The sequence below is a fragment of the Streptomyces sp. NPDC059679 genome (assembly GCF_042734105.1).
In the GTDB taxonomy this organism is placed as follows: Bacteria; Actinomycetota; Actinomycetes; order Streptomycetales; family Streptomycetaceae; genus Streptomyces.
The window spans coordinates 1-26,884 of record NZ_JBHWES010000018.1 but is presented as its reverse complement, the minus strand read 5'-3'; the positions used below and the strand labels follow the sequence as shown (position 1 = coordinate 26,884).

Annotated in this window: 23 protein-coding genes; 15 read left to right on the top strand and 8 right to left on the bottom strand. The window is 71.1% G+C overall.

Annotated features, from left to right (window positions below; translation table 11 throughout):
* The first annotated feature begins 44 nt into the window (after positions 1 to 44).
* The gene (locus ACFV2X_RS20590) at positions 45 to 1,682 is read left to right on the top strand and encodes an ABC-F family ATP-binding cassette domain-containing protein (protein ID WP_385618262.1); all 1,638 of its coding nucleotides are present in this window, start codon (positions 45 to 47) and stop codon (positions 1,680 to 1,682) included.
* Here the strand turns inward: ACFV2X_RS20590 and ACFV2X_RS20585 are convergent.
* The 4 genes from ACFV2X_RS20585 to ACFV2X_RS20570 all read right to left on the bottom strand — a co-directional run bounded on the left by ACFV2X_RS20585 (position 1,669) and on the right by ACFV2X_RS20570 (position 6,290).
* On the bottom strand, positions 1,669 to 4,161 hold the full coding sequence (locus ACFV2X_RS20585; RefSeq protein WP_385618260.1) for a Tex family protein: 2,493 nt from the start codon (positions 4,159 to 4,161) through the stop codon (positions 1,669 to 1,671). The two genes, ACFV2X_RS20590 and ACFV2X_RS20585, sit on opposite strands and share 14 nt — an antisense overlap.
* Before the next feature lie 103 nt (positions 4,162 to 4,264).
* On the bottom strand, positions 4,265 to 4,402 hold the full coding sequence (locus ACFV2X_RS20580) for an LPFR motif small protein (protein WP_179285251.1): 138 nt from the start codon (positions 4,400 to 4,402) through the stop codon (positions 4,265 to 4,267).
* A gap of 180 nt (positions 4,403 to 4,582) precedes the next feature.
* On the bottom strand, positions 4,583 to 5,446 hold the full coding sequence (locus ACFV2X_RS20575) for a hypothetical protein (RefSeq protein WP_385618258.1): 864 nt from the start codon (positions 5,444 to 5,446) through the stop codon (positions 4,583 to 4,585).
* Between the two features lie 70 nt (positions 5,447 to 5,516).
* Positions 5,517 to 6,290, bottom strand: coding sequence for an enoyl-CoA hydratase/isomerase family protein (locus ACFV2X_RS20570; RefSeq protein ID WP_385618256.1), 774 nt, complete (start codon positions 6,288 to 6,290; stop codon positions 5,517 to 5,519).
* Positions 6,291 to 6,500: 210 nt separating this feature from the next.
* Here ACFV2X_RS20570 and ACFV2X_RS20565 point away from each other — a divergent pair, with 210 nt between their 5' ends.
* On the top strand, positions 6,501 to 7,016 hold the full coding sequence (locus ACFV2X_RS20565; RefSeq protein ID WP_385618254.1) for an ATP-binding protein: 516 nt from the start codon (positions 6,501 to 6,503) through the stop codon (positions 7,014 to 7,016).
* On the opposite strand, the gene idi is transcribed toward ACFV2X_RS20565, so the two are convergent.
* The 3 genes from idi to galE all read right to left on the bottom strand — a co-directional run bounded on the left by idi (position 6,991) and on the right by galE (position 9,936).
* Entirely contained in the window at positions 6,991 to 7,611 is a 621-nt protein-coding gene (gene idi, locus ACFV2X_RS20560; protein ID WP_385618252.1) for an isopentenyl-diphosphate Delta-isomerase, read from the bottom strand. The two genes, ACFV2X_RS20565 and idi, sit on opposite strands and share 26 nt — an antisense overlap.
* Before the next feature lie 55 nt (positions 7,612 to 7,666).
* Complete coding sequence (locus tag ACFV2X_RS20555; protein ID WP_385618249.1) at positions 7,667 to 8,590, bottom strand: cation diffusion facilitator family transporter; 924 nt, start codon at positions 8,588 to 8,590, stop codon at positions 7,667 to 7,669.
* Positions 8,591 to 8,949: 359 nt separating this feature from the next.
* Positions 8,950 to 9,936, bottom strand: a complete 987-nt coding sequence (gene galE, locus ACFV2X_RS20550) for a UDP-glucose 4-epimerase GalE (protein ID WP_385618246.1) — start codon at positions 9,934 to 9,936, stop codon at positions 8,950 to 8,952.
* Positions 9,937 to 10,209: 273 nt separating this feature from the next.
* On the opposite strand from galE, the gene ACFV2X_RS20545 reads away from it, so the two are divergent.
* From ACFV2X_RS20545 to ACFV2X_RS20515, 7 genes are all read left to right on the top strand, one after another.
* Entirely contained in the window at positions 10,210 to 12,102 is a 1,893-nt protein-coding gene (locus ACFV2X_RS20545) for a DUF5941 domain-containing protein (protein ID WP_385618527.1), read from the top strand.
* On the top strand, positions 12,099 to 12,836 hold the full coding sequence (locus tag ACFV2X_RS20540; protein ID WP_014175217.1) for a sugar phosphate nucleotidyltransferase: 738 nt from the start codon (positions 12,099 to 12,101) through the stop codon (positions 12,834 to 12,836). Before ACFV2X_RS20545 ends, ACFV2X_RS20540 begins: the two co-directional genes overlap by 4 nt.
* The gene (locus tag ACFV2X_RS20535; protein WP_385618243.1) at positions 12,824 to 13,897 is read left to right on the top strand and encodes an iron-containing alcohol dehydrogenase family protein; all 1,074 of its coding nucleotides are present in this window, start codon (positions 12,824 to 12,826) and stop codon (positions 13,895 to 13,897) included. The genes ACFV2X_RS20540 and ACFV2X_RS20535 overlap by 13 nt, the downstream gene beginning before the upstream one ends.
* Positions 13,863 to 14,654 (top strand): CDP-alcohol phosphatidyltransferase family protein, encoded by a 792-nt coding sequence (locus ACFV2X_RS20530; protein WP_385618240.1) that lies wholly within the window; start codon positions 13,863 to 13,865, stop codon positions 14,652 to 14,654. The genes ACFV2X_RS20535 and ACFV2X_RS20530 overlap by 35 nt, the downstream gene beginning before the upstream one ends.
* Positions 14,654 to 15,541, top strand: coding sequence for a glycosyltransferase family 2 protein (locus tag ACFV2X_RS20525; RefSeq protein WP_385618237.1), 888 nt, complete (start codon positions 14,654 to 14,656; stop codon positions 15,539 to 15,541). Before ACFV2X_RS20530 ends, ACFV2X_RS20525 begins: the two co-directional genes overlap by 1 nt.
* 83 nt (positions 15,542 to 15,624) lie before the next feature.
* A complete protein-coding gene (locus ACFV2X_RS20520) occupies positions 15,625 to 16,557 on the top strand; it encodes an ABC transporter permease (RefSeq protein WP_385618235.1) in 933 nt (310 codons plus the stop codon).
* On the top strand, positions 16,550 to 17,392 hold the full coding sequence (locus ACFV2X_RS20515) for an ABC transporter ATP-binding protein (protein ID WP_385618233.1): 843 nt from the start codon (positions 16,550 to 16,552) through the stop codon (positions 17,390 to 17,392). The genes ACFV2X_RS20520 and ACFV2X_RS20515 overlap by 8 nt, the downstream gene beginning before the upstream one ends.
* Positions 17,393 to 17,446: 54 nt before the next feature.
* Here ACFV2X_RS20515 and ACFV2X_RS20510 read toward each other — a convergent pair whose 3' ends face one another.
* The gene (locus ACFV2X_RS20510; RefSeq protein ID WP_385618231.1) at positions 17,447 to 18,127 is read right to left on the bottom strand and encodes a class I SAM-dependent methyltransferase; all 681 of its coding nucleotides are present in this window, start codon (positions 18,125 to 18,127) and stop codon (positions 17,447 to 17,449) included.
* Between the two features lie 150 nt (positions 18,128 to 18,277).
* Here ACFV2X_RS20510 and ACFV2X_RS20505 point away from each other — a divergent pair, with 150 nt between their 5' ends.
* The 6 genes from ACFV2X_RS20505 to ACFV2X_RS20480 are packed head-to-tail and all read left to right on the top strand — an operon-like array spanning position 18,278 to position 26,864.
* Positions 18,278 to 19,828, top strand: a complete 1,551-nt coding sequence (locus ACFV2X_RS20505) for a phytoene desaturase family protein (RefSeq protein WP_385618229.1) — start codon at positions 18,278 to 18,280, stop codon at positions 19,826 to 19,828.
* A gap of 14 nt (positions 19,829 to 19,842) precedes the next feature.
* A complete protein-coding gene (locus ACFV2X_RS20500) occupies positions 19,843 to 21,201 on the top strand; it encodes a cytochrome P450 (protein WP_385618227.1) in 1,359 nt (452 codons plus the stop codon).
* Complete coding sequence (locus ACFV2X_RS20495; protein WP_385618225.1) at positions 21,198 to 22,667, top strand: cytochrome P450; 1,470 nt, start codon at positions 21,198 to 21,200, stop codon at positions 22,665 to 22,667. The genes ACFV2X_RS20500 and ACFV2X_RS20495 overlap by 4 nt, the downstream gene beginning before the upstream one ends.
* The gene (locus ACFV2X_RS20490) at positions 22,664 to 23,809 is read left to right on the top strand and encodes an ester cyclase (RefSeq protein ID WP_385618223.1); all 1,146 of its coding nucleotides are present in this window, start codon (positions 22,664 to 22,666) and stop codon (positions 23,807 to 23,809) included. The genes ACFV2X_RS20495 and ACFV2X_RS20490 overlap by 4 nt, the downstream gene beginning before the upstream one ends.
* On the top strand, positions 23,806 to 24,543 hold the full coding sequence (locus ACFV2X_RS20485; protein ID WP_385618221.1) for a hypothetical protein: 738 nt from the start codon (positions 23,806 to 23,808) through the stop codon (positions 24,541 to 24,543). The genes ACFV2X_RS20490 and ACFV2X_RS20485 overlap by 4 nt, the downstream gene beginning before the upstream one ends.
* Positions 24,544 to 24,554: 11 nt before the next feature.
* Positions 24,555 to 26,864, top strand: coding sequence for an MMPL family transporter (locus ACFV2X_RS20480; RefSeq protein ID WP_385618219.1), 2,310 nt, complete (start codon positions 24,555 to 24,557; stop codon positions 26,862 to 26,864).
* Positions 26,865 to 26,884: the final 20 nt, after the last annotated feature.

Below are 26,884 nucleotides of genomic sequence, written 5' to 3'. Positions count from 1 at the left end.
GGCGCGGCGGCGAGCGCACCGCTCCGGTTAGGATCGGCGCTCTGATGACTGCCACTCTCGTCGCCAAGGACCTCGCCGCGGGCCACGGCGACCGCACCCTGTTCTCCGGCCTCGACCTGGTCGTGGCGCCCGGCGAGGTGATCGGTCTCGTCGGCGCCAACGGCGCCGGGAAGTCGACCCTGCTGCGGCTGCTGGCCGGGCTGGCCGACCCCGAGCACGGGGCCGTGCGGCTCAGCCCGCCGCATGCCACCGTGGGCCATCTGCCGCAGGAGCCCGAGCGGCGCCCGGCCGAGACCGTACGGGACTTCCTGGCCCGGCGTACGGGCGTGGCCGCCGCCCAGGCCGCGCTGGACGACGCCACCCAGGCGCTGGTCGAGGGGGCGCCCGGCGCCGACGACACCTACGCCACTGCCCTGGAGCGCTGGCTCGGGCTCGGCGCAGCCGACCTGGACGAGCGCGCCGACGAGGTCGCGGCCTCGCTGGGGCTCGACATCTCCCTGGACCGGCCGATGACCGCCCTGTCGGGCGGCCAGGCGGCGCGCGCCGGGCTCGCCTCGCTGCTGCTCAGCCGCTATGACGTGTTCCTGCTGGACGAGCCGACCAACGACTTGGACCTGGACGGGCTGCGCCGCCTGGAGAGCTTCGTCCAGGGGTTGCGCGCCGGCACGGTGCTGGTCAGCCACGACCGCGAGTTCCTTGCCCGTACGGTCGACAAGGTCCTCGAACTCGACCTCGCCCAGCAGCAGGTGAACCTCTACGGCGGTGGCTACGCCGCCTATCTGGAGGAGCGCGAGACCGCCCGCCGCCACGCCCGCGAGCGCTACGAGGAGTACGCGGACACCCGCGCCGGACTGGAGGCCCGGGCCCGCACCCAGCGCGCCTGGATGGAGAAGGGCGTCAAGAACGCACGCCGAAAGGCCACCGACGGTGACAAGCTCGGGCGGAACGCCCGGGTCGAGTCCACCGAGAAGCAGGCCGCCAAGGCGCGCCAGACCGACCGGATGATCGAACGGCTCGAGGTGGTCGAGGAGCCGCGCAAGGAGTGGGAGCTGCGGATGGAGATCGCCGCCGCGCCGCGCTCGGGCGCGGTGGTGGCGACCCTGCGCGGCGCCCAGGTGCGGCGGGGCGAGTTCCACTTCGGCCCCGTCGACCTCCAGATCGACTGGGCGGACCGGGTCGCGGTCACCGGAGCGAACGGCTCGGGCAAGTCCACGCTGTTGGCCGCGCTCCTCGGGCGCCTTCCGCTGGACGCGGGCGCGGCGGCGCTCGGTCCTGGCGTGGTGGTCGGCGAGATCGACCAGGCGCGCGCCCTGTTCTTCGGCGGCGAATCGCTGCTGGACGCCTTCGGCGCGGCCGTGCCGGAGCTGCCGGCGGCGGAGGTGCGCACGCTGCTGGCCAAGTTCGGCCTCAAGGCCGAGCATGTGCTGCGGTCCGCGGCCACTCTGTCCCCGGGTGAACGAACCCGCGCGGCGCTCGCCCTGCTCCAGGCCCGCGGCGTCAACCTGCTCGTCCTGGACGAGCCCACCAACCACCTGGACCTGCCCGCCATCGAGCAACTGGAGTCCGCGCTGGCCTCCTACACCGGCACGCTCCTGCTGGTCACCCACGACCGCCGGATGCTCGACGCGGTGCACACCACCCGCCGCCTCCAGGTCGAAGGCGGCCGCGTCACCGAACTCTGACGGAGTCACCGAACTCTGACGGACCGGCCCTGTGCCGCCGCGCCCCCGGGCGCCGCCGCACACGGCCCGCAACGCCCCCCAACACCGGGGGGCGCGACCCCCGCTTGGGGTCCAGCAGCCCCGCACGCCGCAGCGCGTCCGCCATCGCCCCGTTGGCCGGGGCCGCGTCGCGGCCGCCGGATCCTCCGCCACGCTGTCCTCGGCCGCCGCCGCCCTGGCGCTGCTGAGGGGCGCCGCGGCGGCCGCGGGTGTCCTGGGCGGAGCGGTCCCGGTTGCGGTCCCGGCCGCCGCCCGACCCCGCGCCCGCCTCGTCGTCCAGCCGCAGCGTCAGCGAGATCCGCTTGCGCGGGATGTCCACGTCCAGGACCTTCACCCGCACGATGTCCCCGGGCTTGACCACATCGCGCGGATCCTTGACGAACGTCTTGGACATCGCGGAGACGTGCACCAGACCGTCCTGGTGCACACCGATGTCGACGAACGCGCCGAACGCGGCCACATTGGTGACGACGCCCTCCAGGATCATCCCGGCGGCCAGGTCGCCGATCTTCTCCACGCCCTCCTTGAAGGTCGCGGTCTTGAACGCGGGCCGCGGGTCGCGGCCGGGCTTCTCCAGCTCCTTGAGGATGTCGGTGACCGTGGGCAGACCGAAGGTGTCGTCCACGAACTGCTCGGGCCTGAGCTTGCGCAGCACGGCCGTGTTGCCGATCAGCGAGGTCACGTCGTCACCCGCCGAGGAGGCCATGGAGCGCACCACCGGATACGCCTCCGGGTGCACGCTGGAGGCGTCCAGCGGGTCGTCGCCGCCGCGGATGCGCAGGAAGCCCGCGCACTGCTCATACGCCTTGGGGCCGAGCCGGGCCACGTCCTTGAGCGCCTTGCGGCTGCGGAAGGGGCCATTCGCGTCGCGGTGGGCCACGATGTTCTCCGCGAGCCCGCCGCCGATGCCCGAGACCCGGCTGAGCAGCGGGGCGGAGGCGGTGTTGACATCGACCCCGACGCCGTTCACACAGTCCTCGACGACCGCGTCCAGCGAGCGGGAGAGCTTCACCTCGGACAGATCGTGCTGGTACTGGCCGACACCGATCGACTTGGGGTCGATCTTGACCAGCTCGGCGAGCGGGTCCTGCAGCCGCCGCGCGATGGACACCGCGCCGCGCAGCGAGACATCCAGCTCCGGCAGCTCCTGGGAGGCGAAGGCCGAGGCGGAGTACACCGAGGCGCCGGCCTCGGAGACCATCACCTTGGTGAGCTTCAGCTCGGGGTGCTTGCCGCACAGCTCGCCCGCGAGCTTGTCGGTCTCGCGGGACGCCGTGCCGTTGCCGATCGCGATCAGCTCGACGTCGTGCTCGCGCGCCAGCCGCGCCAGCTTGGCAAGCGACTCGTCCCACTTGTTCTGCGGGACGTGCGGGTAGATCGTGTCGGTCGCGGCCACCTTGCCGGTCGCGTCGACCACGGCCACCTTCACCCCCGTACGGAAGCCGGGGTCCAGGCCCATCGTGGCGCGGGTGCCGGCCGGGGCGGCCAGGAGGAGGTCGCGAAGATTGGCGGCGAAGACGCGCACCGCCTCGTCCTCGGCGGCCTGCCGCAGCCGCAGCCGCAGATCGATGCCGAGGTGCACCAGGACCCGGGTGCGCCAGGCCCAGCGCACCGTGTCGGCCAGCCACTTGTCGGCCGGGCGGCCCCGGTCGGCGATGCCGAAGCGGTGCGCGATGCTGCGCTCGTACGAGGTGGGGCCCGCCTCCTCGGAGGGCTCCTCCGGCTCCAGGGCGAGCTCGAGGATCTCCTCCTTCTCGCCGCGGAACATCGCCAGCACCCGGTGGGAGGGCAGCTCCGTGAACGGCTCCGCGAAGTCGAAGTAGTCGGCGAACTTCGCGCCCGCCTCCTCCTTGCCCTCCCGCACCTTGGTGGCCACCCGCCCGCGCGTCCACATCCGCTCGCGCAGCTCGCCGATGAGGTCCGCGTCCTCGCTGAACCGCTCGGTGAGGATGGCCCGCGCGCCCTCCAGCGCGGCGGCGGGGTCCGCGACCCCCTTCTCCGCGTCGACGAAGGCGGCCGCGGCGGCCAGCGGCTCCACGGACGGGTCGTCGAGCAGCCCCTCGGCCAGCGGCTCGAGCCCGGCCTCCCGCGCGATCTGCGCCTTCGTACGGCGCTTGGGCTTGAAGGGGAGGTAGATGTCCTCCAGCCGGGCCTTGGAGTCCGCGGCCAGGATCTGGGCCTCCAGGGCCTCATCCAGCTTGCCCTGGGACTTGACCGATTCCAGGATCGCGGCCCGCCGCTCCTCCAGCTCCCGCAGATAGCGCAGCCGCTCCTCGAGGGTGCGCAGCTGCGCATCGTCGAGCATTTCGGTCGCTTCCTTGCGGTAGCGCGCGATGAAGGGCACGGTCGAGCCGCCGTCGAGCAGCTCGACGGCGGCCCTCACCTGCCGCTCCCGTACGCCGAGCTCCTCGGCGATCCTGCCTTCGATGGACGTCGTCACGATCACGCTCCGCTTTCCTGTCTGCGCTGCGATCTGCATTGTGGCAGGTGGCACTGACAGAGGCAGGCGCGACCGGCGCGTTGCGGCGCCGGGGCGGGTGATTTCAGACGTGCCTGTGGCGGCTGGAGCCCGCCCGCGAGGCCCCGCCGAAGAGGCGGGCGAGGGCGCGGAAGGGAAGTGTCACCACGGCGGCGAGTGTCGATCCGATGGCGCGAAGCACATCAGCGATCGCACGGAACACGAGGACCTCCTATCGGTCGGTCTTCGGACCGGCATGACCGGCGGCCGTCACCGGGCGCCGTACGCAACGCGGGACACGGGCACTCGCCGGCGTGCGCGGCGCGCGGTTGGGCGCCCTGGAGAGGCGGCCGATCGCGCACGGCGCCCGGGTACCCACCGCGCCCCTGGCAAACCCCTCCGCTCAGCGCTTGCCTATGAGGTCCGCGGGGAACCCGCCCGCCGCGATCACGGCGCCGGTGAAGGACTCCGCCAGCTCCGTCAGCCGCGCCACGCCCGCCGCCCCCAGGTGCTCGTACGGGGCCCGGTCCAGCCGGTCCGTCTCGTCCTCCAGGGCCTTGCGCAGCTCCGTGCCCGCCGGCGTCAACTCCCCGTCGGCGGCCAGCAGTCCGCGCTCCCGAAGCCGTTCCTGCGCGGCCGCCCACTCCTCGGCCGACCAGCCCCGCGACCGCAGGATCCACTTCGGGGACATGCCCCTGCCGCTCGCCGTATGGCTGGCCAGCGCCTCCACCGGGTCGAGCCCGGCGCCCAGGATCGTCATCAGATGGCCGTCGCCGCGGTGCTCGCGCAGCAGCGTGGCGGCGTGCCAGTAGGCCAGATGCGGGGCGTCGGGGACGGGGAGGTCGGCGTGCGCGGCGTACAGGGGGCGGGCGGCGCGGGAACACGCCTCCGTCGCGCGCAGCGCCAGCTCCGCGGCCTCGGCCATCTCCTTCGAGGCCACCGCGTCGTCGCCGAGCAGCCGCCGCAGCACGCTGTCGGCGGCGCGCAGCCGGGCCGCCAGCGCGTCCTCGGGGGAGATCATGTCCCAGGCGGCGGGCAGATGACGGGCGACCAGGTCGTGCTTGAAGTTGAAGAAGGTCGCGGTGACGGTTCCGGCGCCGACGCGGCCGAACGCCGCCGCCCGGCTGACGAAGTAGTCGGCGCCCCGGTCCTCGACCCCCAGCCGCTCGAGCTCCCGCCCGTAGTCGGGCTGGAAGTAGACGGTCGAGTGGAAGGGGTTGACGACGGTGTGGCAGCGCCGCCCGGCACGCTCGGGAAGTGAGGTCATGCCCGCATGTTACTTATGGGTATAAGGGGTGTCCGGCCCTCGGGACGCCGCGCTCGCACAAGACCAGGGATCACACCGGGGCGTCGGCCGGTGCCGGGGGCGTCCAGCCGAAGCGCGGTGCGCGCCGTTCGAGGAAGGCGGTGACGCCCTCGCCGAGCTCGCCGCTGACGCTCAGCTGGTCCCGCCAGTACTCCAGGCGCGCAGGATCGACCGGCCCGGCGGTGAACTCCTTGACCGCCGCCTGGCTGAGCGCGGACCGGGACAGCAGCACCCGGGTGAACTCCGCCACCCGTTCGTCCAGCCCGCCCGGCGGCAGCACCTCGTCCACCAGTCCCGTCCGCAGCGCCCGCTCGGTGCCGATCAGCTCGCCGGAGAGCAGCAGATACTTGGCGGTCGCCGGGCCGACCAGGTCCACCAGCCGCCGGGTGGACGAGGGCGCGTAGACCACCCCCAGCCGGGCCGCGGTGATCCCGAAGCGGGAGCCCTGCTCCGCGAACCGCAGATCGCAGGCGACGGCCAGTTGGCAGCCGCCGCCCACACAGGAGCCGCGCACCGCGGCGAGCGTCGGCTTGGGGAAGCCGGCCAGGGCCTCCTCGGCGGGCAGCGCCAGCGCCGTCGTCTCCTCGTACGTCGTGCCGAGCGAGCCGATGTCCGCGCCCGCGCTGAAGGTGTCGCCCGCTCCGGTGAGCACCAGCGCCCGTACCGCCGGGTCCGCGGCCAGCCGCTCCAGCAGCGGGGGCAGCGCGCGCCACATGCCAGGGGTAAGTGCGTTGCGCTTGGCGGGGTGGTGGATCACGACGGTCGCTATGCCGTCGGCGACGGCGTGCTGCAGGCAGGGCTCCATGTCGCGGATGCTATCCGGCACCCTCAAGCGACTGTCGGCATCGCCGTAAGCAAGCCGGGCAGGAACAGTCGAGCGAGTGACGCTGGCATACGCACGCGGTCAAAAGCCGTCGATAGAGAGCGACTTGCGCTCAGTCAGCCGGTCCGTACCAACACGTTCCCAACACTCGATGACGACTGTTCGGGCTGTGGCGATGGGTGGGGATCGGACATGGAGATCGTCGGGAGCGTCCCTCCTGAACCGGGGGCGGCCACGCCCCGCGGGCCGTTCGCCTACGAGGGCGTCTGGCGCTTCACCGCCCCCGCGCTCGACACCTCCGTCCCGCAGGCCCGGCACGCGGTGCGCGATCTGCTGGCCCATCAGCGGGTGCCCGCCCCTGCCGACCTCGTACAGAACCTGCTGCTGATCGTCTCCGAGCTGGTCACCAACGCCGTACGGCATGCGGCGCTGCTCTCCCCGGAGATCGCCGTCGAGGTGTCCATCGGCCCGGACTGGGTGCGGGTCGCGGTCGAGGACAACCACCCCTACCGGCCCAAGGCGCTGATGGCCGACCAGGGCCGGACCGGCGGGCGCGGGCTGTTACTGGTGCAGACGATCGCCGAGGAGGAGGGCGGGATCTACGACGTCCAGCACACGGCCGGCGGCGGCAAGGTGGTCTGGGCCGCACTGCCGCTCGCGGCCGCCCACGCCCGGCTGACCGCTACCAGCCTGCCGCCGCTCCGGTGACCTCCCGGATCACCGGCCGGGCCGCGTCAAGCACGGTCATGAACCAGGCCGAGAAGGGATTGTGCGCGAGCAGCCGGGTCAGCTCCTCGGGGGTGACGAAGGCGGTCTCGTCGATCTCCTGCGGATCCGGGTGCGGCTCGGTTCGCACCAGCCCCGCGAACAGGTGGTTGTACTCCTGCTCCACCAGGCCCGACACCGGATCCGGGTGGTTGTAGCGCACCGTGCCCGCCTCGCGCAGCAGCGCGGGCGCCACCCCCAGCTCCTCACCCGTACGCCGGGCCGCGGCCACGAAGGGCGGTTCGCCGGGGTAGGGGTGGCCGCAGCAGGTGTTCGACCAGACGCCGGGGGAGTGGTACTTGCCCAGGGCCCGGCGCTGGAGCAGCAGCCGCCCCTCGTCGTCGAAGAGAAAGACGGAAAAGGCCCGATGCAGTCGGCCGGGGGCGAGATGGGCGGAGAGTTTCTCCGCGGTGCCGATGGTCCTGCCGTCCTCGTCGACCAGCTCCAGCATGATCGGCTCCGTCGAACCCGTCGGCGCGCCCGGTGCGGAGGGCCTGGCGGAGTCGGTGGTGCGGCCGTTGGCAGGTGTAATTGGCATTGACCATCCTCATCGTCCGTCGGAACCCTCAAGTCTGCCGCACCAGTGCCATGAGTCAGTGGCAAAGTTTGGCTTCGTGCTCAGCATGTCCGCCTGGCTCCAGCTGGAACGTGCAGTGGGCCACGTCGAAGTGCTCCCCCAGACAGCCCTGCAGGTCGTGCAGCATCCGCTCATGGCCGACCGCGTCCAGCGCCCGCCTGCTGACCACCACGTGTGCGGAGAGTACCGGCATGCCCGAGGTGATGGTCCATACATGCAGATCATGCAGCCCCTCGACGCCGGGAAGGGCGAGAATGTGGGCCCGTACCTGATCCATGTCCACATCCCGCGGCGCCGCCTCCAGCAGGACGTTCAGCGTGTCCCGCAGCAGCCGGAACGTCCGCGGCACGATCATGAGGCCGATCAGCAGGGAAGCGATCGGATCCGCCGTCTGCCAGCCCGTGGTCACGATGATCCCGGCCGATACGAGGACCGCGACCGAGCCCAGCGCGTCCGCCAGCACCTCCAGGAACGCCCCGCGGACGTTCAGGCTCTCCCGCTGCCCGCCCCTGAGCAGCGCCAGTGACACCGCGTTCGCGGCCAGGCCGATGGCGCCGAACAGGATCGTCAGCCCGCCGTGGCTGGTGGGCGGGGTGATGAACCGGGCCACCGCCTCGTACAGGATGTAGCCGCCGACGCCGAGCAGCAGCAGACAGTTGGCCAGCGCGGCCAGGATCTCGGCCCGTGCGTAGCCGTAGGTGCGGCGCGGGCTCGGCGGGCGGTTCGCGAAGTGGATCGCCAGCAGCGCCATGGCGAGCCCGAGGGCGTCCGTCATCATGTGGCCGGCGTCCGCGAGCAGCGCGAGCGAACCGGCGAGCACCCCGCCGACCACCTCCACGGCCGTCACCGTGAGCGTGATGCCGAGGGCGGCGCGCAGCCGCCACTGGTGTGCGGCGCCCGCCGTGCCGAGTCCGCCGCCGTGGTCGTGGCCCGCGCCCATGTACGGCCTCCTCCCGCGCGCCGCCACTGCCCGGGCGCGCCAGCTGCCTTACGGCCCAGTGAACTACGGCGGTGCCCCGAGCCGCGGTCAGCCGCGCCGGGTCTGAGGCCGTCCTAGGGCCTGTCGTCAAAGGGGGCGCCCTGCTCCCGACGCCTGGCACGGCGCCTCGCTGCGTTGTCGCACCGTCCGAGTACGCCCAGTACGAGGACGATGCTCCGCCTTGCGATCCTCCCCCAGCTACCGCTGGGAGGTGCCCCCTGCGCCAGACGCCGCTCGCGGCCGGACGCCGCCTTTGACGACAGGCCCTAGCGGGCCCCGCGGCGTCGCGCTCCCTACCGCCGCAGGGCCTCGGCGCGGCGCTACCGCCGGACGGCCTCGGGGTGGTGCAGACACCAGCCCTCCCAGGCCGAGCGCACCATCGCCGCCACCCCGTGCCGGGCGCTCCAGCCCAGCTCCTTGGCGATCAGCTCGGTCGCCCCGACGACCCGGGCCGGATCGCCCGCGCGGCGCGCCTCGACCACCGGGGTGAGCTCCGGGCGGCCGGTGACCTCGCCGATCAGCTGTGCCATCTCGCGTACCGAGACGCCCTGACCGGTGCCGATGTTCACGGTCAGATCGCCCCCGCCCGGCCGCTCCGCCAGTCGGCGGGCCGCGGCGAGATGGGCGGAGGCCAGGTCCTCGACGTGAATGTAGTCACGGATGCAGGAGCCGTCGGGCGTCGGATAGTCGTCGCCGAAGATCCGGGGAGCCTCACCCCGGGTGATCCGCTCGAACATCATCGGGATGATGTTGAACACTCCGGTGTCGGCCAGCTCAGGGCGTGCGGCGCCCGCCACATTGAAGTAGCGCAGACAGGCCGTGGAGATCGAATGAGCCGCGCCCGTGGCTCTGACCAGCCACTCTCCGGCCAGCTTGGTCTCTCCGTACGGGTTCATCGGCCGGCAGGGCGTGTCCTCGGTGACGAGTTCCACATCCGGCATCCCGTAGACGGCGGCGGAGGAGGAGAAGAGGAAGCTGCCGATCCCGGCCGCGACCACCGCCTCCAGCAGCACCGTCAGACCGTGCACATTCTCCCGGTAGTAGCGCAGTGGCTGCTCGACGGACTCCCCGACCTGCTTCTTCGCCGCCAGATGCACCACCCCGGTCACGTCCAGGTCGGCGAAGGTGCGGTCCAGCAGATCACGGTCGAGCGTGGAGCCCTGTACCAAAGGGACGCCCTGCGGCAGCCGATCGGCGACACCGCTGGACAGATCGTCGAGCACGGCGACCCGCTCCCCGGCCTCCGCCATGACCCGTACGACATGCGCCCCGATATATCCGGCACCACCTGTGATCAGCCACGTCATGACCGCACCCTATCCACAGCCGGCGCGGGCGCGGTTTGTCCCGGAGCGCTGCCATCCACCATGATGATCGCGGCAGCGGAAGCCGTCGTTCCCCCGAGCGGGTGATGAATGTGCGGTGAACGGACGCTTCCTTCTATCCGATAGCCTCTGCCGACGTGCCGCCCGCCCCATGCGGGGCCCGGGGCGTGCGACGCCCGCTGTCCGGACGGCGGCCCTGGGCCGGTATCCCTGTCCGGCGCGGCCACCGTGCCAGCTGCCAAGGAGTGAGTTCGTCTGTCGACCGCCATTCTCACCGGTCCCGCGGTCGCGGGCTCGTCCCTTGAGGACGACCTGCGGTCGCTGGGGTTCGACGTGCGCACGGCAGCCGACGCCGCCGGGGTCGCGAGGGAGCTCGCGGCCACCCCGGCGCGTGAGCGGGTGGCGCTGGTCGACCCGCGCTTCGTCGGCCACGTCCACGCACTGCGCCTGGCCCTGACCGATCCGCGCTTCCCGGCCGCCGCGGTCCACGGCGCCCTCACCGCCCAGCCGGACGCCCGCGCGGCGCTCACCCGCGCGCTGACGGCGCACGCGCCGGGGGCGGCGGCGCCCGAGCGCGGCGCCCTCGCCGTGGCCGGCGCCACCGCGACTCCCGGGCCGGAGGTCCACCTGTCGGCCCCGGACGGCTCCGCCGTGCTGCCCGACGCCCTCGCCGACGCCCTGGGCGCCGAGGACATCGCCGTGCACCGGCCCGAGCTGGGGGTGCTCGTCGCCGATGTGCCCGAGGACGCGGCGGGGCGTGCGGAGGCGCAGGCCCGTACCCGGGCGGTGGACGACGAGCAGGTGCGGCTGCGCAGCGCCGTCAAGGCGCGCGACGGCTTCTTCACCACCTTCTGCATCAGCCCGTACTCGCGCTACATCGCCCGGTGGTGCGCCCGCCGCGGGCTCACCCCCAACCAGGTCACCACCGCCTCCCTGCTGACCGCCCTGATCGCGGCGGGCTGCGCGGCCACCGGCACCCGCCCCGGGTTCATCGCGGCCGGGCTGCTGCTGATCGGCTCCTTCGTCCTGGACTGCACCGACGGCCAGCTCGCCCGCTACTCCCTCCAGTACTCCACGCTGGGCGCCTGGCTGGACGCGACGTTCGACCGGGCCAAGGAGTACGCGTACTACGCGGGGCTCGCGCTGGGCGCGGCGCGCGGCGGGGGCGGCGGAGACGATGTGTGGGCGCTCGCGCTCGGCGCGATGGTGCTGCAGACCTGCCGCCACGTCGTCGACTTCTCCTTCAACGAGGCGAATCACGACGCCACCGGCAACAGCAGCCCCACCGCCGCCCTCTCCAACCGCCTCGACGGCGTCGGCTGGACGGTCTGGCTGCGCCGGATGATCGTGCTGCCGATCGGCGAGCGCTGGGCGCTGATCGCGGTGCTGACCGCGTGCACCACGCCCCGTATCACCTTCTATGTGCTGCTCATCGGCTGCGCGCTGGCCGCCTGCTACACCACCGCCGGCCGGGTGCTGCGGTCGCTGACCCGCAAGGCGCGGCGTACGGACCGCGCGGCGCTCGCTCTCGCGGACCTCGCCGACTCCGGCCCGCTCGCCCAGGGCTTCGCCGCGGCCTTCCGCGGTGTGGCGCGCCGGCTCCCGGCCTTCGCCGCTCCCGCTCTCGCCCTGTTCGGGGCGGCCGCCCTGGTCGCCGTGGCGGCGCTCACGTCCCTCGGCAGCCCCTGGGCGGTCGTCGCGGCCGCGGGCTACGCGCTCACCTCGGGACTGGCTGTGGCCCGTCCGCTCAAGGGTCCGCTCGACTGGCTTGTGCCGCCGGTCTTCCGCGCCGCGGAATACGGCACCATCCTGGTCCTGGCAGCCGACTCGGGGGTGAACGGAGCATTGCCCGCCGCTTTCGGGCTGGTGTCGGCGGTCGCCTACCATCACTACGACACGGTGTACCGCATCAGGGGCGGTACCGGCGCGCCCCCGCACTGGCTGGTGCGGGCGATCGGCGGGCACGAGGGGCGGACCCTGGCGGTCACTGTCGCCGCCGCCCTGCTGTACGAGCAGAACCAAGGCTTCACCATCGCGCTGACCGCCCTCGCGGCGGCCCTCGCGCTGGCCGTGCTCAGCGAGAGCATCCGCTTCTGGGTGTCCTCCGGAGCACCCGCTGTACACGACGAAACAGGAGAACCCGCATGATCGGCCTCGTGCTGGCGGCCGGCGCCGGACGGCGTCTGCGCCCTTACACCGACACCCTTCCCAAGGCCCTGGTGCCTGTCGACGGCGATACGACCGTCCTCGACCTGACCCTCGGCAACTTCGCGGAGGTGGGCCTGACCGAGGTCGCGATCGTGGTCGGTTACCGCAAGGAGGCCGTGTACGAGCGCAAGGAGGCGCTGGAGGCGAAGTACGGCCTCAAGCTCACCCTCATCGACAACGACAAGGCCGAGGAGTGGAACAACGCCTACTCCCTGTGGTGCGCCCGTGACGCGATCCAGCACACCGTGATCCTGGCCAACGGCGACACCGTGCACCCGGTCTCCGTCGAGAAGACCCTGCTCGCCGCCCGGGGCAACGGCCAGAAGATCATCCTCGCCCTCGACACGGTCAAGAAGCTCGCCGACGAGGAGATGAAGGTCATCGTGGACCCCGAGAAGGGCGTCCAGAAGATCACCAAGCTCATGGACCCGGCCGAGGCGACCGGCGAGTACATCGGCGTCACCCTCATCGAGGGCGAGGCCGCCGCGGAGCTGGCGGACGCGCTCAAGACCACCTTCGAGCGCGACCCCGACCTCTACTACGAGGACGGCTACCAGGAGCTGGTCAACCGCGGCTTCAAGGTCGACGTGGCCCCGATCGGCGACATCAAGTGGGTCGAGATCGACAACCACGACGACCTCGCGAAGGGCCGTGAGATCGCATGCCAGTACTGACCCGCCTCATCCCGTCTCCCGTCTCCGTCGACATCAACGCCGGAGCCCTGGACGACTTGGCGGGCCTGCTGGCCGACCAGCGCATCTCGGCCTCCGGCAAGCTGGCGGTCGCGATCAGCGGCGGCTCCGGCGCCGCCCTGCGTGACCGGCTGGCCCCGGTGCTGCCGGGCGCCGACTGGTTCGAGCTGACCGACGGCACCATCGACGGCGCCATCCAGCTGGCCGACGCCATGAAGTCCGGGCATTACGACGCGGTCGTCGGCCTGGGCGGCGGGAAGATCATCGACGCCGCCAAGTACGCCGCCGCGCGTATCGGCCTGCCGATGGTCGCCGTCGCGACCAACCTGTCGCACGACGGCATCTGCTCGCCGGTGTCGATCCTGGACAACGACGCGGGCCGCGGCTCATACGGTGTGCCGACCCCGATCGCGCTGGTCATCGACCTCGATGTGATCCGCGACGCCCCGGTGCGCTTCGTCCGCTCCGGCGTCGGCGACGCCGTCTCCAACATCTCCGCGATCGCGGACTGGGAGCTGTCGCACCGCGAGACCGGCGAGCCGATCGACGGCCTCGCGGCGGCCATGGCCCGTACGGCGGGGGAGTCGGTGCTCCGCCACCCGGGCGGCTGCGGCGACGACGACTTCCTGACCGTGCTGTCCGAGGGCCTGGTGCTGTCCGGTATCGCCATGTCGATCGCCGGTCACACCCGGCCGTCCTCCGGCGCCTGCCATGAGATCAGCCACGCCTTCGACCTGCTCTACCCCAAGCGCTCCGCGCTCCACGGTGAGCAGGTCGGCCTCGGCGCCGCCTTCGCGATGCATCTGCGGGGCGCGCCCGAGGAGTCCGCGCTGATGGTCGACGTACTGCGGCGGCACGGTCTGCCCGTCCTGCCGAACGAAATCGGATTCAGCGAGGACGAGTTCGTCAAGGCGGTGGAGTACGCGCCGCAGACCCGCCCCGGGCGCTACACGATCCTCGAGCACCTTGACCTCTCCTCCGACGCGATCAGGGACGCATACGCCGACTATGCCAAAGCAGTCAGTCAAACCATCGGTGGCTGAACTCCGCCCGGTCGTCCACCCCGCGGGGGTGAAGGACCGGCGGAGCGGTGAGCACTGGATGGGACGCCTCTACATGCGCGAGGTCTCCCTGCGGGTCGACCGCCATCTGGTCAACACCAGGGTCACGCCCAACCAGCTCACATACCTGATGACCGTCTGCGGCGTGCTCGCGGCCCCGGCACTCCTGGTGCCGGGGATCCCGGGCGCCGTGCTCGGTGTGGTCGCGGTCCAGCTCTACCTGCTGCTGGACTGCGTCGACGGCGAGATCGCGCGCTGGAGGCAGCAGTTCTCCCTCGGCGGGGTCTACCTGGACCGGGTCGGCGCCTATCTGACCGACGCCGCGGTGCTGGTCGGCTTCGGTCTGCGCGCCGCCGATCTGTGGGGCAGCGGGCGGATCGACTGGCTCTGGGCCTTCCTCGGCACCCTGGCCGCCCTCGGTGCGATCCTGATCAAGGCCGAGACCGACCTCGTCGGCGTCGCCCGCCATCAGGGCGGGCTGCCGCCGGTCAAGGAGGCGGCGTCCGAGCCGCGCTCCTCCGGTATGGCGTTGGCCCGCAAGGCCGCCGCGGCGCTCAAGTTCCACCGGCTGGTGCTCGGGATCGAGGCGTCCCTGCTGATCCTGTTCCTGGCGGTGCTGGACTCGATCCGGGGCGACCTGTTCTTCTCCCGGCTCGGCGTCGCCGTACTCGCGGGCATCGCCCTGCTGCAAACTCTGCTTCACCTGGTGTCCATCCTCGCGTCGAGCAGGCTGAAGTGATGACGGACACACCACTCACGGTCGGCGCGGTCGTCCTGACGATGGGCAACCGCCCCGACGAGCTGCGTGCGCTGCTCGATTCGGTCGCCAAGCAGGACGGCGACCGGATCGAGGTGGTCGTCGTGGGCAACGGCTCACCGCTGCCCGAGCTCCCGGACGGGGTGCGCACCGTCGAGCTCCCGGAGAACGTGGGCATCCCGGCGGGCCGCAATGTCGGCATCGAGGCGTTCGGCCCCGGCGGCACCGAGGTCGACGTGCTGCTCTTCCTCGACGACGACGGTCTGCTGCCCCATACGGACACCGCCGAGCTGTGCCGTCAGGCCTTCGCCGCCGACCCCGAGCTCGGCATCATCTCCTTCCGTATCGCCGACCCGGAGACCGGCACCACACAGCGCCGTCATGTGCCCCGGCTGCGCGCGGCCGACCCCATGCGGTCCTCGCGGGTGACCACCTTCCTCGGCGGTGCCAACGCGGTCCGTACGAAGGTCTTCGCGCAGGTCGGCGGGTTGCCGGACGACTTCTTCTACGCCCATGAGGAGACCGATCTCGCCTGGCGCGCCCTGAACGCGGGCTGGATGATCGATTACCGGTCGGACATGGTGCTGCACCACCCGGCCACCGCGCCGAGCAGGCACGCCGTCTACCACCGCATGGTTGCCCGCAACCGGGTCTGGCTGGCGCGGCGCAATCTCCCCATCCCGCTCATCCCCGTCTATCTCGGCGTCTGGCTGCTGCTCACCTTGGCCCGGCGACCCTCGAAGACCGCCCTCCGTGCCTGGTTGGGCGGGTTCCGGGAAGGCTGGAAGACTCCGTGTGGTGCACGCCGCCCCATGAAGTGGCGTACGGTATGGCGCCTGACCCGACTGGGCCGACCGCCTGTCATCTGACAAGCTCGTATCTGAGAGCATCGGGCGCGACCCGGGGCGCGGCCCCCGTCAGCGCACCCCTGATGAGGACGAAAGTGTCAACTGTGAGCGAGACTACGCACAATAGTGCGGTCGCCAGCGCCCCGCCGTCGCCTGATGACGGCCTGGCCCCGGCAGAGCTGGCGGCGAAGTACGGGCTGTCGGTGAGCGGCGCCCGGGTGAGCCTGCCCGACTACGTCCGGCAGATGTGGGGCAGGCGCCACTTCATTCTGGCTTTTTCGCAGGCCAAGCTCACCGCCCAGTACAGCCAGGCCAAGCTGGGCCAGCTGTGGCAGGTGGCGACACCGCTGTTGAACGCGGCGGTGTACTTCTTCATCTTCGGCCTGCTCCTGAAGAGCAACAGGGGCATGGACCACGACATGTACATCCCGTTCCTGGTGACGGGTGTCTTCGTCTTCACGTTCACGCAGAACTCCGCGATGGCGGGTGTGCGCGCGATCTCCGGGAATCTGGGTCTGGTGCGGGCCCTGCACTTCCCCCGTGCCTCGCTTCCCATCTCCTTCTCGCTCCAGCAGCTCCAGCAGTTGCTGTTCTCGATGATCGTGCTGGTCGTCGTGCTGGTGGGCTTCGGGCACTACCCGGCCCTGGCCTGGCTGCTGATCCTCCCGGTGCTCGCACTGCAGTTCGTCTTCAACACCGGTCTCTCGCTGATCATGGCCCGGCTCGGGGCCAAGACCCCGGACCTGGCGCAGCTGCTGCCGTTCCTGCTGCGGACGTGGATGTACGCGTCCGGTGTGATGTACCCGCTGGCGCCCACGCTCGAGCGGGCGGGGGCGAGCGGCTGGATCGCCGACGTCATGCTGGGGAACCCGGCCGCCGTCTACATGGACCTGATGCGGTACGCGCTGATCGACGACTACGGTCAGAAGTACCTGCCTCCGCATGTGTGGGCACTGGGCCTGGGCTGGGCGGTGGTCTTCGGCATCGGCGGCTTTGTGTACTTCTGGAAGGCAGAGGAGCAGTACGGCCGTGGCTGAGCAGACCCTTGACGAGACCTCCCAGGCGTCCCAGACCTCCCAGGCGCCGCAGGCCGCTCAGGCGGCCCCGGCCGCGGGGCGGATCCCGACCGTCATCGCCGACGATGTGCACATCGTCTACCGCGTCAACGGCGGTCCCCGTGGCCGCGGCAGCGCCACCGCGGCCCTCAGCCGCATCCTCCGCCGCAAGAACGCCCCGGGCATGCGCGAGGTGCACGCCGTGCGCGGGGTCACCTTCGTGGCCTACCGCGGCGAGTCGATCGGTCTGATCGGCTCCAACGGCTCCGGTAAGTCGACGCTGCTCAAGGCCGTCGCGGGGCTGCTGCCCACCGAGCGCGGCAAGGTCTACACCGACGGCCAGCCGTCGCTGCTCGGCGTCAACGCGGCGCTGATGAACGACCTGACGGGCGAGCGGAACGTCATCCTCGGCGGGTTGGCCATGGGGATGTCGCGGGAGCAGATCCGCGAGCGCTACCAGGGAATCGTCGACTTCTCGGGCATCAACGAGAAGGGCGACTTCATCACGCTGCCGATGCGCACCTACTCCTCCGGTATGGCGGCCCGACTGCGGTTCTCGATCGCCGCCGCCAAGGACCACGATGTGCTGATGATCGACGAGGCGCTGGCCACCGGCGACCGGAAGTTCCAGAAGCGCTCGGAAGCCCGCATCCGCGAGCTGCGCAAGGACGCCGGCACGGTCTTCCTGGTCAGCCACAACAACAAGTCGATCCGGGACACCTGTGACCGGGTGCTGTGGCTGGAGAAGGGCGAGCTGCTGATGGACGGCCCGACCGACGAGGTCATCAAGGCGTACGAGAAGGAGACCGGCAAGTAGCCGACTTCCGCGTATCCGCAGGCCCTGCCGGACATCTGTCCGGCAGGGCCTGCGTCATATGGTCGCGTCGAAGAGCGCGACCGTGCCGCGCACCCGGATGTGATGGCGCTCGAATCGGGACCCGAGTGCTTCGTCCAGCAGCTCCAGCGAGTCCTCGGAGTTGTTGAGCACCCCGCGTCTCACGCATTCGCGCAGGTGGAGCCGGGAGACCGCCGTATGGCGCACGCCGTGCGCCAGCACGGTGCTGCCGAACACCTGGGCCCCGGGCTCGAGATGGGGCAGCAGGTGATCGAAGACGGCGAACTTCGCCGGCGCCCCTGAAGGCAGGCAGTGCAGTACGAAGTTCAGCGCGGCTGAGGTGAACCGCCGCCCCTCCAGCTCCATCGGGCGCAGCACATCGCGGCACAGCGCCGTGGGGCCGTAGCGCGCGATCCGGCGCTGTGCGGTCGCCAGCACCGTCGGGTTGAGGTCGACCAGGGTGATCTGCGGCAGGCGGGTGGGGAAGCGGCACCGGTCGAGGAAGTAGCCGGTGCCCGGACCGATGTCGAGATGGCGGTCGGAGACATGCCGGTCGTACAGGGCCAGCATCTCCTCGGGCGGGCAGCGCCACACCGCACGGCACACCGCGCCCAGGATGAGTGTGTCGTACAGGGCGAGCAGGGGCCGGGAGTAGACGGCCGCCGCGGCGGCGGCTTCGCTTCCCTCGTCCCGCTCGCGGTCGTGCGGGTTTCCCATGCGATCGGCTCCCTTTCTGTCCTGGGCACAGCCTTCCTCTTCTTACAGATCCCGGCCGGCGGCCCGTGGATACACCCGCGAAGGATGTATCCGCGCGGCGCGGCGCCGGATCTGTTGGGCAGTGCGGATACCGAGCGGAGGAAGGGTGAGATGAGCCAGCCCGTCACCAGGAAAAGCGCGGAGTGGGACGCCATCGTCGTCGGAAGCGGGCTCGGAGGCGTCTCGGCCGCGGCCGTCCTGGCGCGTTCGGGGCTGAAGGTTCTCGTCTGTGAGCAGGGCGAAGGTCTGGGCGGGCTCGCGCATGCCTTCACCCGGGACGGGCGGACCTTCGACTCGGCGATCCGGGTGCTGGCCGAGGGCGAGATGGTGCTCGGGCTGCTGGAGTGGCTGGGCGTTCAGGACCGGTGCGAGCTGACGGTCATCGACCATCTCTACCAGGCGGAGTTCCCGGGGATGAGCGTCTTCGCGCCCACGGGCCTGGAGGAGTTCATGGAGGCCCATATCCGGCTCTTCCCGGATGAGGCGGAGGGCATCCGTGCCTTCTTCCAGCTGCGGCGCCAGATGTTCTGGGAGACGGCGCAGGCGCCCATGCGGGTGACCGACCCGTCGGCTCTCGGGCAGTTGGAGGAGCTGCTGCCGACGCTGATGAAATACCGGACGGCGACGCTCGCGCAGGTCATGGACGAATATCTGCGCGACCCGCGGCTGAAGGCCATGTGCTCCGCCCTGTGGCCGTATATGGGGGCGCCGCCCTCTCAGCTGTCGTTCTTCGCCTACGCCCAGTTCATCGGGGTGCTCATCGACGGCCCGTACTACTGCAAGGGCAGCTTCCAGAATCTGGTGGACGCCTTTCTCACCGCGGTCGAGCGAAACGGGGGCCAGGTCGTCACCGGCACCCCCGTCGAGCGGATCCTGCTGCAGGACGGCCGGGTCGTGGGGGTGCGCACGGCGGAGGGGGACGTGTGCACCGCCCCGGTGGTCATTTCGAACGCGGACGCCCGCCAGACCTTCGAGGACCTGGTCGGCGCCGAGCACCTGCCCGGGCCCTACGCCCGGCGGCTGCGGCGGCTCCGGCCGTCGATGTCCGCCTGCGTCGTCTACGCGGCGACCACGCAGGATGTGCCCGCCCTCGGCGTTGCGCACGAGACCTTCAAGTACAACCACTGGGACCACGAGGGGACCTGGCGGGACCTGATGGGTGGCCGACCGGGCGGGATGTCGCTGTCCGTGATGACGATGCTCGATCCCGGGCTCGCTCCGCCGGGCGAGCATCTGCTGATCGGCACCGCGGTGGCGCCGTACCGGCTGCCCGGCGACAAGCCGTGGCAGCAGCACAAGGACCGGTTCGCGGACTCCCTGCTCGCCGAGTTCGAGTCCGTGATCCCGGGCCTGCGCGACCATCTGACGTTCCTGCAGGCGGGCACGCCCGTGACCATCGAGCGGTATACGCGCAATCACGAGGGCGCCACCTATGGCTGGGCGCTGAGCCCCCACCAGATCGGAGGGAAGCGGCTCGCCCACCAGACGCCGGTGCCCGGTCTGTTCCTCTCCGGTCACTGGACCGAGGAGGGCCCGGCGTCCTTCCGGGTGATCCTCTCCGGCATGAACACGGCCCGTGAAGTGCTTGACCACCTCGGCACCGGTCTGGACGTGCCCACCTTCAAACCCGACGACGTGCCGCAGTTGGCTCTGGACAGGTGAAAGGCAGCCCCCCCATGACCACCGTATTCGTGCCGCCCGGCCCCCGGGGCCACCCCGTGCTCGGCAGCATCCGTGAGATCCAGCGGGACAACGTGTCGGCGTTCATGCACGCGTTCCGGCACCACGGCGACATCGTCAACTTCCGCGGCCCGCTGAGGATCAATCTGCTGGCCCACCCGGACCATGTCCAGCATGTGCTGCGCGACCAGCACAAGCACTATCCGCGGCCGCGCAAGGTGCAGGGCTGTCTGAGTACGATCGTCGGGGACGGACTGGTGGCTGCCGAGGGCGGCTCCTGGCTCCGGTCCCGGCGGCTCACCCAGCCCGCCTTTCACCGCGACATTCTCCGCCGCTTCGGGGAGACCTTCACCCGCACCACCTCCGAGATGCTGGACGACTGGGAGCGGCGCCGCGGCCAGGGTCGGCCGCTGGACATCAAGTCGGAGATGATGCATCTGAGCCTGGCCAATCTGGCCAGAGCGCTGTTCAAGGCGGATCTCACCGACGCCATCGCCCGGATCGAGCCGGCCGTCCAGGGAACGCTGAGCTTCACCCACCGCCGGATGACCTCTCCCGTGGACCCGCTGCGGATCCCTTCCAAGGCCCGGGGGCGCTTCCGGGACGCGCTCGGGACGATCAATTCGGTGCTCTACCCGATGATCGTCGCCCGTCGCCGGGAGGGCGGCGAGGACGACCTGGTCAGCATGCTCATCGGCGCCAAGGACCCCGGCTCCGGCGAGGTGTTCACCGACGAGCAGATCAGGGACGAGGTGAGCGGCTTCTTCGTGGCCGGCCATGAGACGGTCTCCACCGCGCTCACCTGGACCTGGTATCTGCTCTCGCTCAACCCCGAGAGCAGGCGCCGGGTCCAGGACGAGGTGGACCGGACACTGTCCGGGCGCGTCCCGACCGTGGACGACCTGCCGAAGCTCGCCTACACGACCATGGTGCTCCAGGAGGCCATGCGGCTGTATCCGCCGATCTTCGTCTATATGCGCTGTGCCGCGCGGGACGACGAAATCGGCGGCTATCACGTGCCCGCCGGGCGCTGGGTGGTGGTCTGCCCCTATGTGACGCACCGCCACCCCGAGTTCTGGGACAACCCGGAGGGCTTCGAACCCGAGCGGTTCACCCCCGAGAACAGCGAGGGCCGCCACCGGATGGCGTATCTCCCGTTCGGCGCGGGACCGCGCAAATGCATCGGCGACTCGTTCGCGATGCTGCAGATGCCCCTGGTGGTCGCCATGGTCGCGCAGCGGTTCCGGCTGGACCTGGTGGAGGGCCAGCGGGTCTTCCCGGAGCCTGCGATCTCGCTGCGCCCCCGGGACCCCATGTGGATGTGGCTTCGCCCCGTTGAGGAGGGATCCCGATGACCCGTCAAGCACCAGGCCCCAAGGGCGAGCCGGTCCTCGGCAACGCACGGGCCTTTCAGGCCGACATCCTCCAGGCCCTGCAGCGGGGGCGCCGGGAGTACGGCGATGTCGTGCGGTTCGAGGGCATCGGCCCGCTCTTCCCGGTGTTCTTCGTCGGCCACCCCGACGGGATCAAGGAGATCCTGCAGGACAAGCACCGCAACTTCCCCAAGACGCCCTTTGTCAGCGACCGCTGGCGGGCCCTGGTGGGTGACGGCCTCATCTGCAGCGAGGGCGAGCTGTGGAGGCGCCAGCGCAGGCTCTGCCAGCCCGCCTTCCACCGCCGCCTGATCACCAGCTTTGCCACCGGGATGACCGAGGTCACCGCCGAGTTGCTGGACCGCTGGGAGGCCGCGGCGCGCGCGCACCGCGAGATGGATATCACCCTCGAGATGACCCGGCTGGCGCTGAGTGTTCTGGGCGGCGCCCTGTTCGGCGCGAACTGGCGGCAGGACTCCGAGGTCATGGCGCACGCCGTCGAAGTGGCCATCGGCGAGGCGTACAAGAAGTTCGGGAAGTTCGTCAGCCTGCCGGAGGGCGTGCCCACCCCCGCCAATCTGAGGTTCGCCAGGGCCAGGAAGCAGCTCGACCGGATCATCTACCGCGTTATCGAGGACCGGCGGGCCGACCGGGGGCCGCACCCCGACGATCTGCTCGAGGCTCTGATGACCGCCACCGAGGACGACGGCTCGGGCATGACCGTCGAGCAGGTCCGCAACGAGGTCATGACCTTCATGTTCGGCGGCCATGAGACCGTCGCCTCCGGGCTGACCTGGGCGCTGTATCTGCTCTCCCGCCACCCCGAGGTCGCCGCGCGGCTGGAGGCCGAGGTGGACGAGGTGCTGGGCGGCCGCCTCCCCGGCGTCGAGGATCTGCCCCGACTGCCCTATGTGGACCGGGTGGTGCGTGAGTCGCTGCGGCTCTACCCGCCGGTGTCGCTCATCTCGCGCACCCCGCTGGAGGACGACACCGTGCAGGGCTACGACATCCCCAAGGGCTCGATGGTGCTGCTCTCGTCCTTTGTGACCCATCGGCACCCGGACTTCTGGCCCAACCCCGAGGGCTTCGACCCCGATCGCTGGATTCCGCTGGGCGAGCAGGGTCCGCACCGCTATGCCTGGTGGCCGTTCTCCGGCGGTCCCCGCAAGTGCATCGGCGATGTCTTCGGCCTCCAGGAGATGAAGCTGGTGCTGGCCATGATGGCGCAGCGGGTACGGGTCCGGCTCGCACCCGGCCACCCCGTGATCCCACGCCCCGGGATCACCCTCGGACAGGAATACGGCGTGATCGCCACCGTCGCGCTGCGCGAGAAGGCGCCGCCCGCCGCGCCTCGCGTCCTCGCGGTCGCGGACGCGGAGTCCGTCGCTGCCGCCGCTGCCGCCGCTGCCGCCGCGGGCTGCCCGGTGCACGGAGGTGGAGCGCGATGACGCTCGCCACCGAACCCGCCCTGCGGGCGGGCCTGGAGACCGTATGGGCCTATCTCCATGAGTGTGGGGGCGCCCGGCAGCATGCGCTGGCCGACCGGCTGGTGACCCGGGAGGCCCGGCTGCACAATCCGCCCTGGCTCGGCCCGGACGGTCGCGGCGCGGGCGGCGTCCGGGACCAGCTCGTCTCGCTGCACCGCGCGTTCCCCGACCTGCGTACCGAGGTTGAGGACTTCTTCGGCGCCGGTGACCGGGTGGTGGCCCGGCTCACCCACCGGGGGACCCACCGAGGGCCCTGGCTGGGCGTCCCCGCCACCGGACGCGAGGTGGAGTTCTCGCAGACGCTGATCTTCCGTATCGAGGACGGCCCCGGCGGCCGGATCGCCGAGATCTGGCAGCAGACGGACGCGCTCGGCACCCTGATCACCCTGGGTGCCGCGCCGCCGCTGGGCACCACGAGCGCGCCGCGCGCGCTGGGCTGGGCCATCGCGGTGGCGCACCACCGGGCCCATCACCGTGTGCCGCAGGACCAGCCGTGGCCATGGCGGGGGACCGACCGGCAGTGCACCCCCGCCTTCCGCGGCGCCCTGTCGGGCACCGCCCCGGCCTCCGCCGATCTGCTGGAGGCCAATGCCCTGCCACTGCGCCGCTGGATCGCGGAGTGCGTCAACGAACAGGCCGTGCACATCTGCCAGGAGATCTTCCACGAGAACTATCGAGGCCACTCCCCGCCGCACGCCGAGCCCGAGCCGCTGCGTGGCCCGAAGGGCTACGAGCGCTTCATCCGCGGGATCCTGACCGGCTTCCCCGATGCCAAGGCGACCATCGAGGACCTGATCCCGATCGGCGACCGGGTCGCCTGCCGGGTCCGGATGACCGGCACCCATCTGGGCCCCTACCGCGGACTGCCGCCCACCGGTCGGCCGTTCTCCCTCGGGCAGATCGTGATCTGCCGCATCGAGGACGGCAAGATCGTGGAGAGCTGGCAGGAGATCGACGCACTGGGGCTGATGCTGGGCTTCGGGGTGGTGCCCCGGCCCGGGTCCGGCTCCGCCGGCTATCTGCTGTGGTTCGCCCGGCTCGCCGCCACGCTGGCCACCGCCCCGCGCCGGATCGCCGCCGTACGCAAGGGGGCGAAGGCATGACCGGGGCCCGTGAGACAGCCGACGCGGCGGTCCTCGACCGCACCCTCGCGGCGTACGGCGGCGCGGGCCGCTGGGCGTCCGCCGAGCGGATCGAGGCGGAGCTCTCCTGCGGCGGCCTGCTCTTCCGCTGGAAGCGCGGCAGCGCCGGGACCTTCGAGCGGATGCACATCACCGCGGAGGTGGCGAGGCAGCGGATCCGGTTCCATGGCTTCGACGGCCCCCTGGACGGGGTGCTGGAGGGCCACGAGGTGCGGCTGGAGCGGGACGGCGCGGTCGTCGCGCGGCGCATGGACGCCCGCGCACCGTTCCCCGGCGGCCGCCGCCTGCTGCGCTGGGACTCGTTGGACATGATGTATTTCCTGGGCTACGCCCTGTGGAACTACCTCGCCTTTCCCGCGTTGCTGCGCCGCGAGGACATGAGCTGGCGCGCCGACGGCCCCGACGCCCTCCTGGCGCGTTTCCCCGCGCATCTGGCCACCCACTGCCCGCAGCAGCGTTTCCGGCTCGACCCGGCCACCGGGCTGGTCACCGAGCACGAGTACACCGCCGAGGTTTTCGGGCGCAGTTGGGCCCACGCCTGCCATCTCACCAGCGAGTACCGGGATGCCGACGGCGTCCCGTACGCCTCCCGCCGCCGGGTGATGCCGAGGCGCCCGCGGGCCGGGGGAGCGATGCCGCGCCCGGTGCTCATCTGGGCCGACATCCATGACTACGCACTGACGAAGACTCGGTAAGGAGAAAGTCCATGCTCGATCGCTTGGCCCGGGCCATCGTCCGGCGCCCCAGGGCGTTCCTCATCGCGGTCCTCGGCTTCATGCTGATAGCCGGCCCGTTGGGCGGGCCTGTCGTCGGCAAGCTCGTCAACGGCGGGTTCGAGGACCCGAAGTCGGAGTCCAGCCTGGCGAAGCAGGCCCTGGACCAGCATTTCGGGGTGAAGGACTCCAATCTGGTGCTGCTGGTCCGGGCGCCCGGCTCGGTCGACTCGGGCACGGCAGCCGAGGACGGCGCCGCTCTGACCCGGCGGCTGGCGGCCGAGCCCGGGATCTCCCAGGTCGGCTCGTACTGGAGCCAGGGCAGAGACCAGCGGCTGCGCAGCGAGGACTCCCGGTACGCCATGGTCATCGGACACATCGGCGGCGGGGAGAACGCCGCCGCGGACCGTATCGAGGGGCTGCGCAAGGAGTTCGCCGGTCGGCAGGGGTCTTTGGAGGTGAAGCTCGGCGGCAGCACCGCCATGGGCTTCGACACCGACCACACCGTCCAAAAGGACCTCCAGCGGATGGAGGCCATAGCCTTTCCGGTGCTCTTCGTCATCCTGCTGCTGGTGTTCGGCAGCCTGGTCTCGGCGCTTCTGCCCCTGCTGATGGTCCTTCCGCTGCTGCTCGGCACGCTGCTGATGCTCCGGACCATCACGCTGTTCACCGATGTGTCGGTCTTCGCGCTGAATGTGACGACCATCATCGGCCTGGGCATCGCCATCGACTACAGCCTGTTCATCGTGACCCGGTACCGGGAGGAGATCAGGGACCGTGGCGGCGATCTGACGGACAAACAGGTGCGGTCCGAGGCGATCGTGGCCGCGGTGCGCACGGCTGGGCGCACCGTGGTGTTCTCCGCCGTCACGGTGATGCTCTCCATGGCCGCCCTCGCGCTCTTCCCGCTGCTGTTCCTGCGCTCGATCGCAGTGGCGGGCATCGGTGTGATGCTGTTCGCCGCGCTTGCGGCCACCATCGTGATGCCGATGCTGCTCGCGCTGTTCGGCTCGAAAATCGACAGCCTGGATCTGCGGAAGGGCGTGCGGCGTCTTTTCGGCCGCCCGCCCCGGCCGCGGGCCGAGCTGGAGCGCGGCGTGTGGCATCGGCTGGCCACCTTCGTGATGCGCTTCGCCGCGCCGGTCGCAGTGGTGGCGACCGCGGCTCTGCTGTTCCTCGGGGCCCCGTTCCTGGGCGCCAAATACAGCCTGCCGGACGACCGTCAGCTGCCCAAGACCGCGCAGAGCCGCCAGGTCGGGGACATCATCCGGGAGGACTTCGTCTCCCGGGAGGCCGATGTGATCGCGATCGTGGCCACCGGGATCGGGGACCCGAAGCAGCAGTCCGCGGCGATCGGCGCGTACGCGGAGCGGATTTCGAAGCTCGACGGCGTGGAGTCGGTGGCCTCGTCCACCGGTGTGTTCGCGGACGGCGCGAGGGTGGCGCCGGCCGGACCCGCCACCGCTTCGCTGGCCGCGAAGTCCGCCACCTATCTGCGGGTCTCCCCGGACGTCGAGCCGTTCTCCGCCGCCGGTGAGCGGCTGGTCCATGACATCCGCGGCGCCGACTCCCCCTGGCCGGTGAGGGTGGCGGGCAGTGGCCCCGCACTGGTCGACACCTTGGACGCGCTCGGCGACCGGATGCCCATGGTGCTGGGTTTCATGATGCTGTCCACATTTGTGCTGCTCTTCTTGTTCACCGGCAGTCTGCTGTTGCCGCTCAAGGCACTGGTTCTGAACGCGTTGAGTCTGAGTGCGACCTTCGGCGCCGTGGTGTGGATCTTCCAGGAGGGACATCTGGCGGGGGCGCTGGGCGCCACGGTGACCGGGTCCTTGATCGCTCTCACCCCCATCCTGATGTTCTGTCTGATGTTCGGCCTCTCGATGGACTACGAGGTGTTCATGCTCTCCCGGATCAAGGAGGAGTACGAGCGCACCGGGGACAACACCGCCGCGGTGGCCCGTGGCCTGGAGCTGACCGGCCGGCTGGTGACGGCGGCGGCGCTGCTGCTGGGCATGGTGATGGTCGTAAGCCTGTTCACCGCTCAGATCACCTTCCAGAAGATGCTCGGCCTCGGTCTGACGGTCGCCCTTGTGGTGGACACCCTGGTCGTCCGCGGCCTGCTGCTGCCCGCCTTCATGCGGCTCGCGGGCTCGGCCAACTGGTGGGCCCCGGGTCCGCTGCGCCGGGTGCACCGGAGGTTCGGGCTCAGCGAGGCGCCGAAGAGGACGGGTCAGGGCCACCTGGCGAAGGCTCCCTCGGCGGCAAAGGAGCCCGATGTGCCGGCGACCGCCGGTTCCTGACACACGGCCGGGGCCGGCCC

What these genes read in the sequence shown, in the direction of transcription:
- ACFV2X_RS20590 (WP_385618262.1), top strand. Translation starts at nt 45, where the DNA reads ATGACTGCCACTCTCGTCGCCAAGGACCTCGCCGCGGGCCACGGCGAC.
- ACFV2X_RS20575 (WP_385618258.1), bottom strand. Translation starts at nt 5,446, where the DNA reads ATGACCTCACTTCCCGAGCGTGCCGGGCGGCGCTGCCACACCGTCGTC.
- ACFV2X_RS20570 (WP_385618256.1), bottom strand. Translation starts at nt 6,290, where the DNA reads ATGGAGCCCTGCCTGCAGCACGCCGTCGCCGACGGCATAGCGACCGTC.
- ACFV2X_RS20565 (WP_385618254.1), top strand. Translation starts at nt 6,501, where the DNA reads ATGGAGATCGTCGGGAGCGTCCCTCCTGAACCGGGGGCGGCCACGCCC.
- idi (WP_385618252.1), bottom strand. Translation starts at nt 7,611, where the DNA reads ATGCCAATTACACCTGCCAACGGCCGCACCACCGACTCCGCCAGGCCC.
- ACFV2X_RS20555 (WP_385618249.1), bottom strand. Translation starts at nt 8,590, where the DNA reads ATGGGCGCGGGCCACGACCACGGCGGCGGACTCGGCACGGCGGGCGCC.
- galE (WP_385618246.1), bottom strand. Translation starts at nt 9,936, where the DNA reads ATGACGTGGCTGATCACAGGTGGTGCCGGATATATCGGGGCGCATGTC.
- ACFV2X_RS20540 (WP_014175217.1), top strand. Translation starts at nt 12,099, where the DNA reads ATGATCGGCCTCGTGCTGGCGGCCGGCGCCGGACGGCGTCTGCGCCCT.
- ACFV2X_RS20535 (WP_385618243.1), top strand. Translation starts at nt 12,824, where the DNA reads ATGCCAGTACTGACCCGCCTCATCCCGTCTCCCGTCTCCGTCGACATC.
- ACFV2X_RS20530 (WP_385618240.1), top strand. Translation starts at nt 13,863, where the DNA reads ATGCCAAAGCAGTCAGTCAAACCATCGGTGGCTGAACTCCGCCCGGTC.
- ACFV2X_RS20525 (WP_385618237.1), top strand. Translation starts at nt 14,654, where the DNA reads ATGACGGACACACCACTCACGGTCGGCGCGGTCGTCCTGACGATGGGC.
- ACFV2X_RS20510 (WP_385618231.1), bottom strand. Translation starts at nt 18,127, where the DNA reads ATGGGAAACCCGCACGACCGCGAGCGGGACGAGGGAAGCGAAGCCGCC.
- ACFV2X_RS20505 (WP_385618229.1), top strand. Translation starts at nt 18,278, where the DNA reads ATGAGCCAGCCCGTCACCAGGAAAAGCGCGGAGTGGGACGCCATCGTC.
- ACFV2X_RS20500 (WP_385618227.1), top strand. Translation starts at nt 19,843, where the DNA reads ATGACCACCGTATTCGTGCCGCCCGGCCCCCGGGGCCACCCCGTGCTC.
- ACFV2X_RS20495 (WP_385618225.1), top strand. Translation starts at nt 21,198, where the DNA reads ATGACCCGTCAAGCACCAGGCCCCAAGGGCGAGCCGGTCCTCGGCAAC.
- ACFV2X_RS20490 (WP_385618223.1), top strand. Translation starts at nt 22,664, where the DNA reads ATGACGCTCGCCACCGAACCCGCCCTGCGGGCGGGCCTGGAGACCGTA.
- ACFV2X_RS20485 (WP_385618221.1), top strand. Translation starts at nt 23,806, where the DNA reads ATGACCGGGGCCCGTGAGACAGCCGACGCGGCGGTCCTCGACCGCACC.
- ACFV2X_RS20480 (WP_385618219.1), top strand. Translation starts at nt 24,555, where the DNA reads ATGCTCGATCGCTTGGCCCGGGCCATCGTCCGGCGCCCCAGGGCGTTC.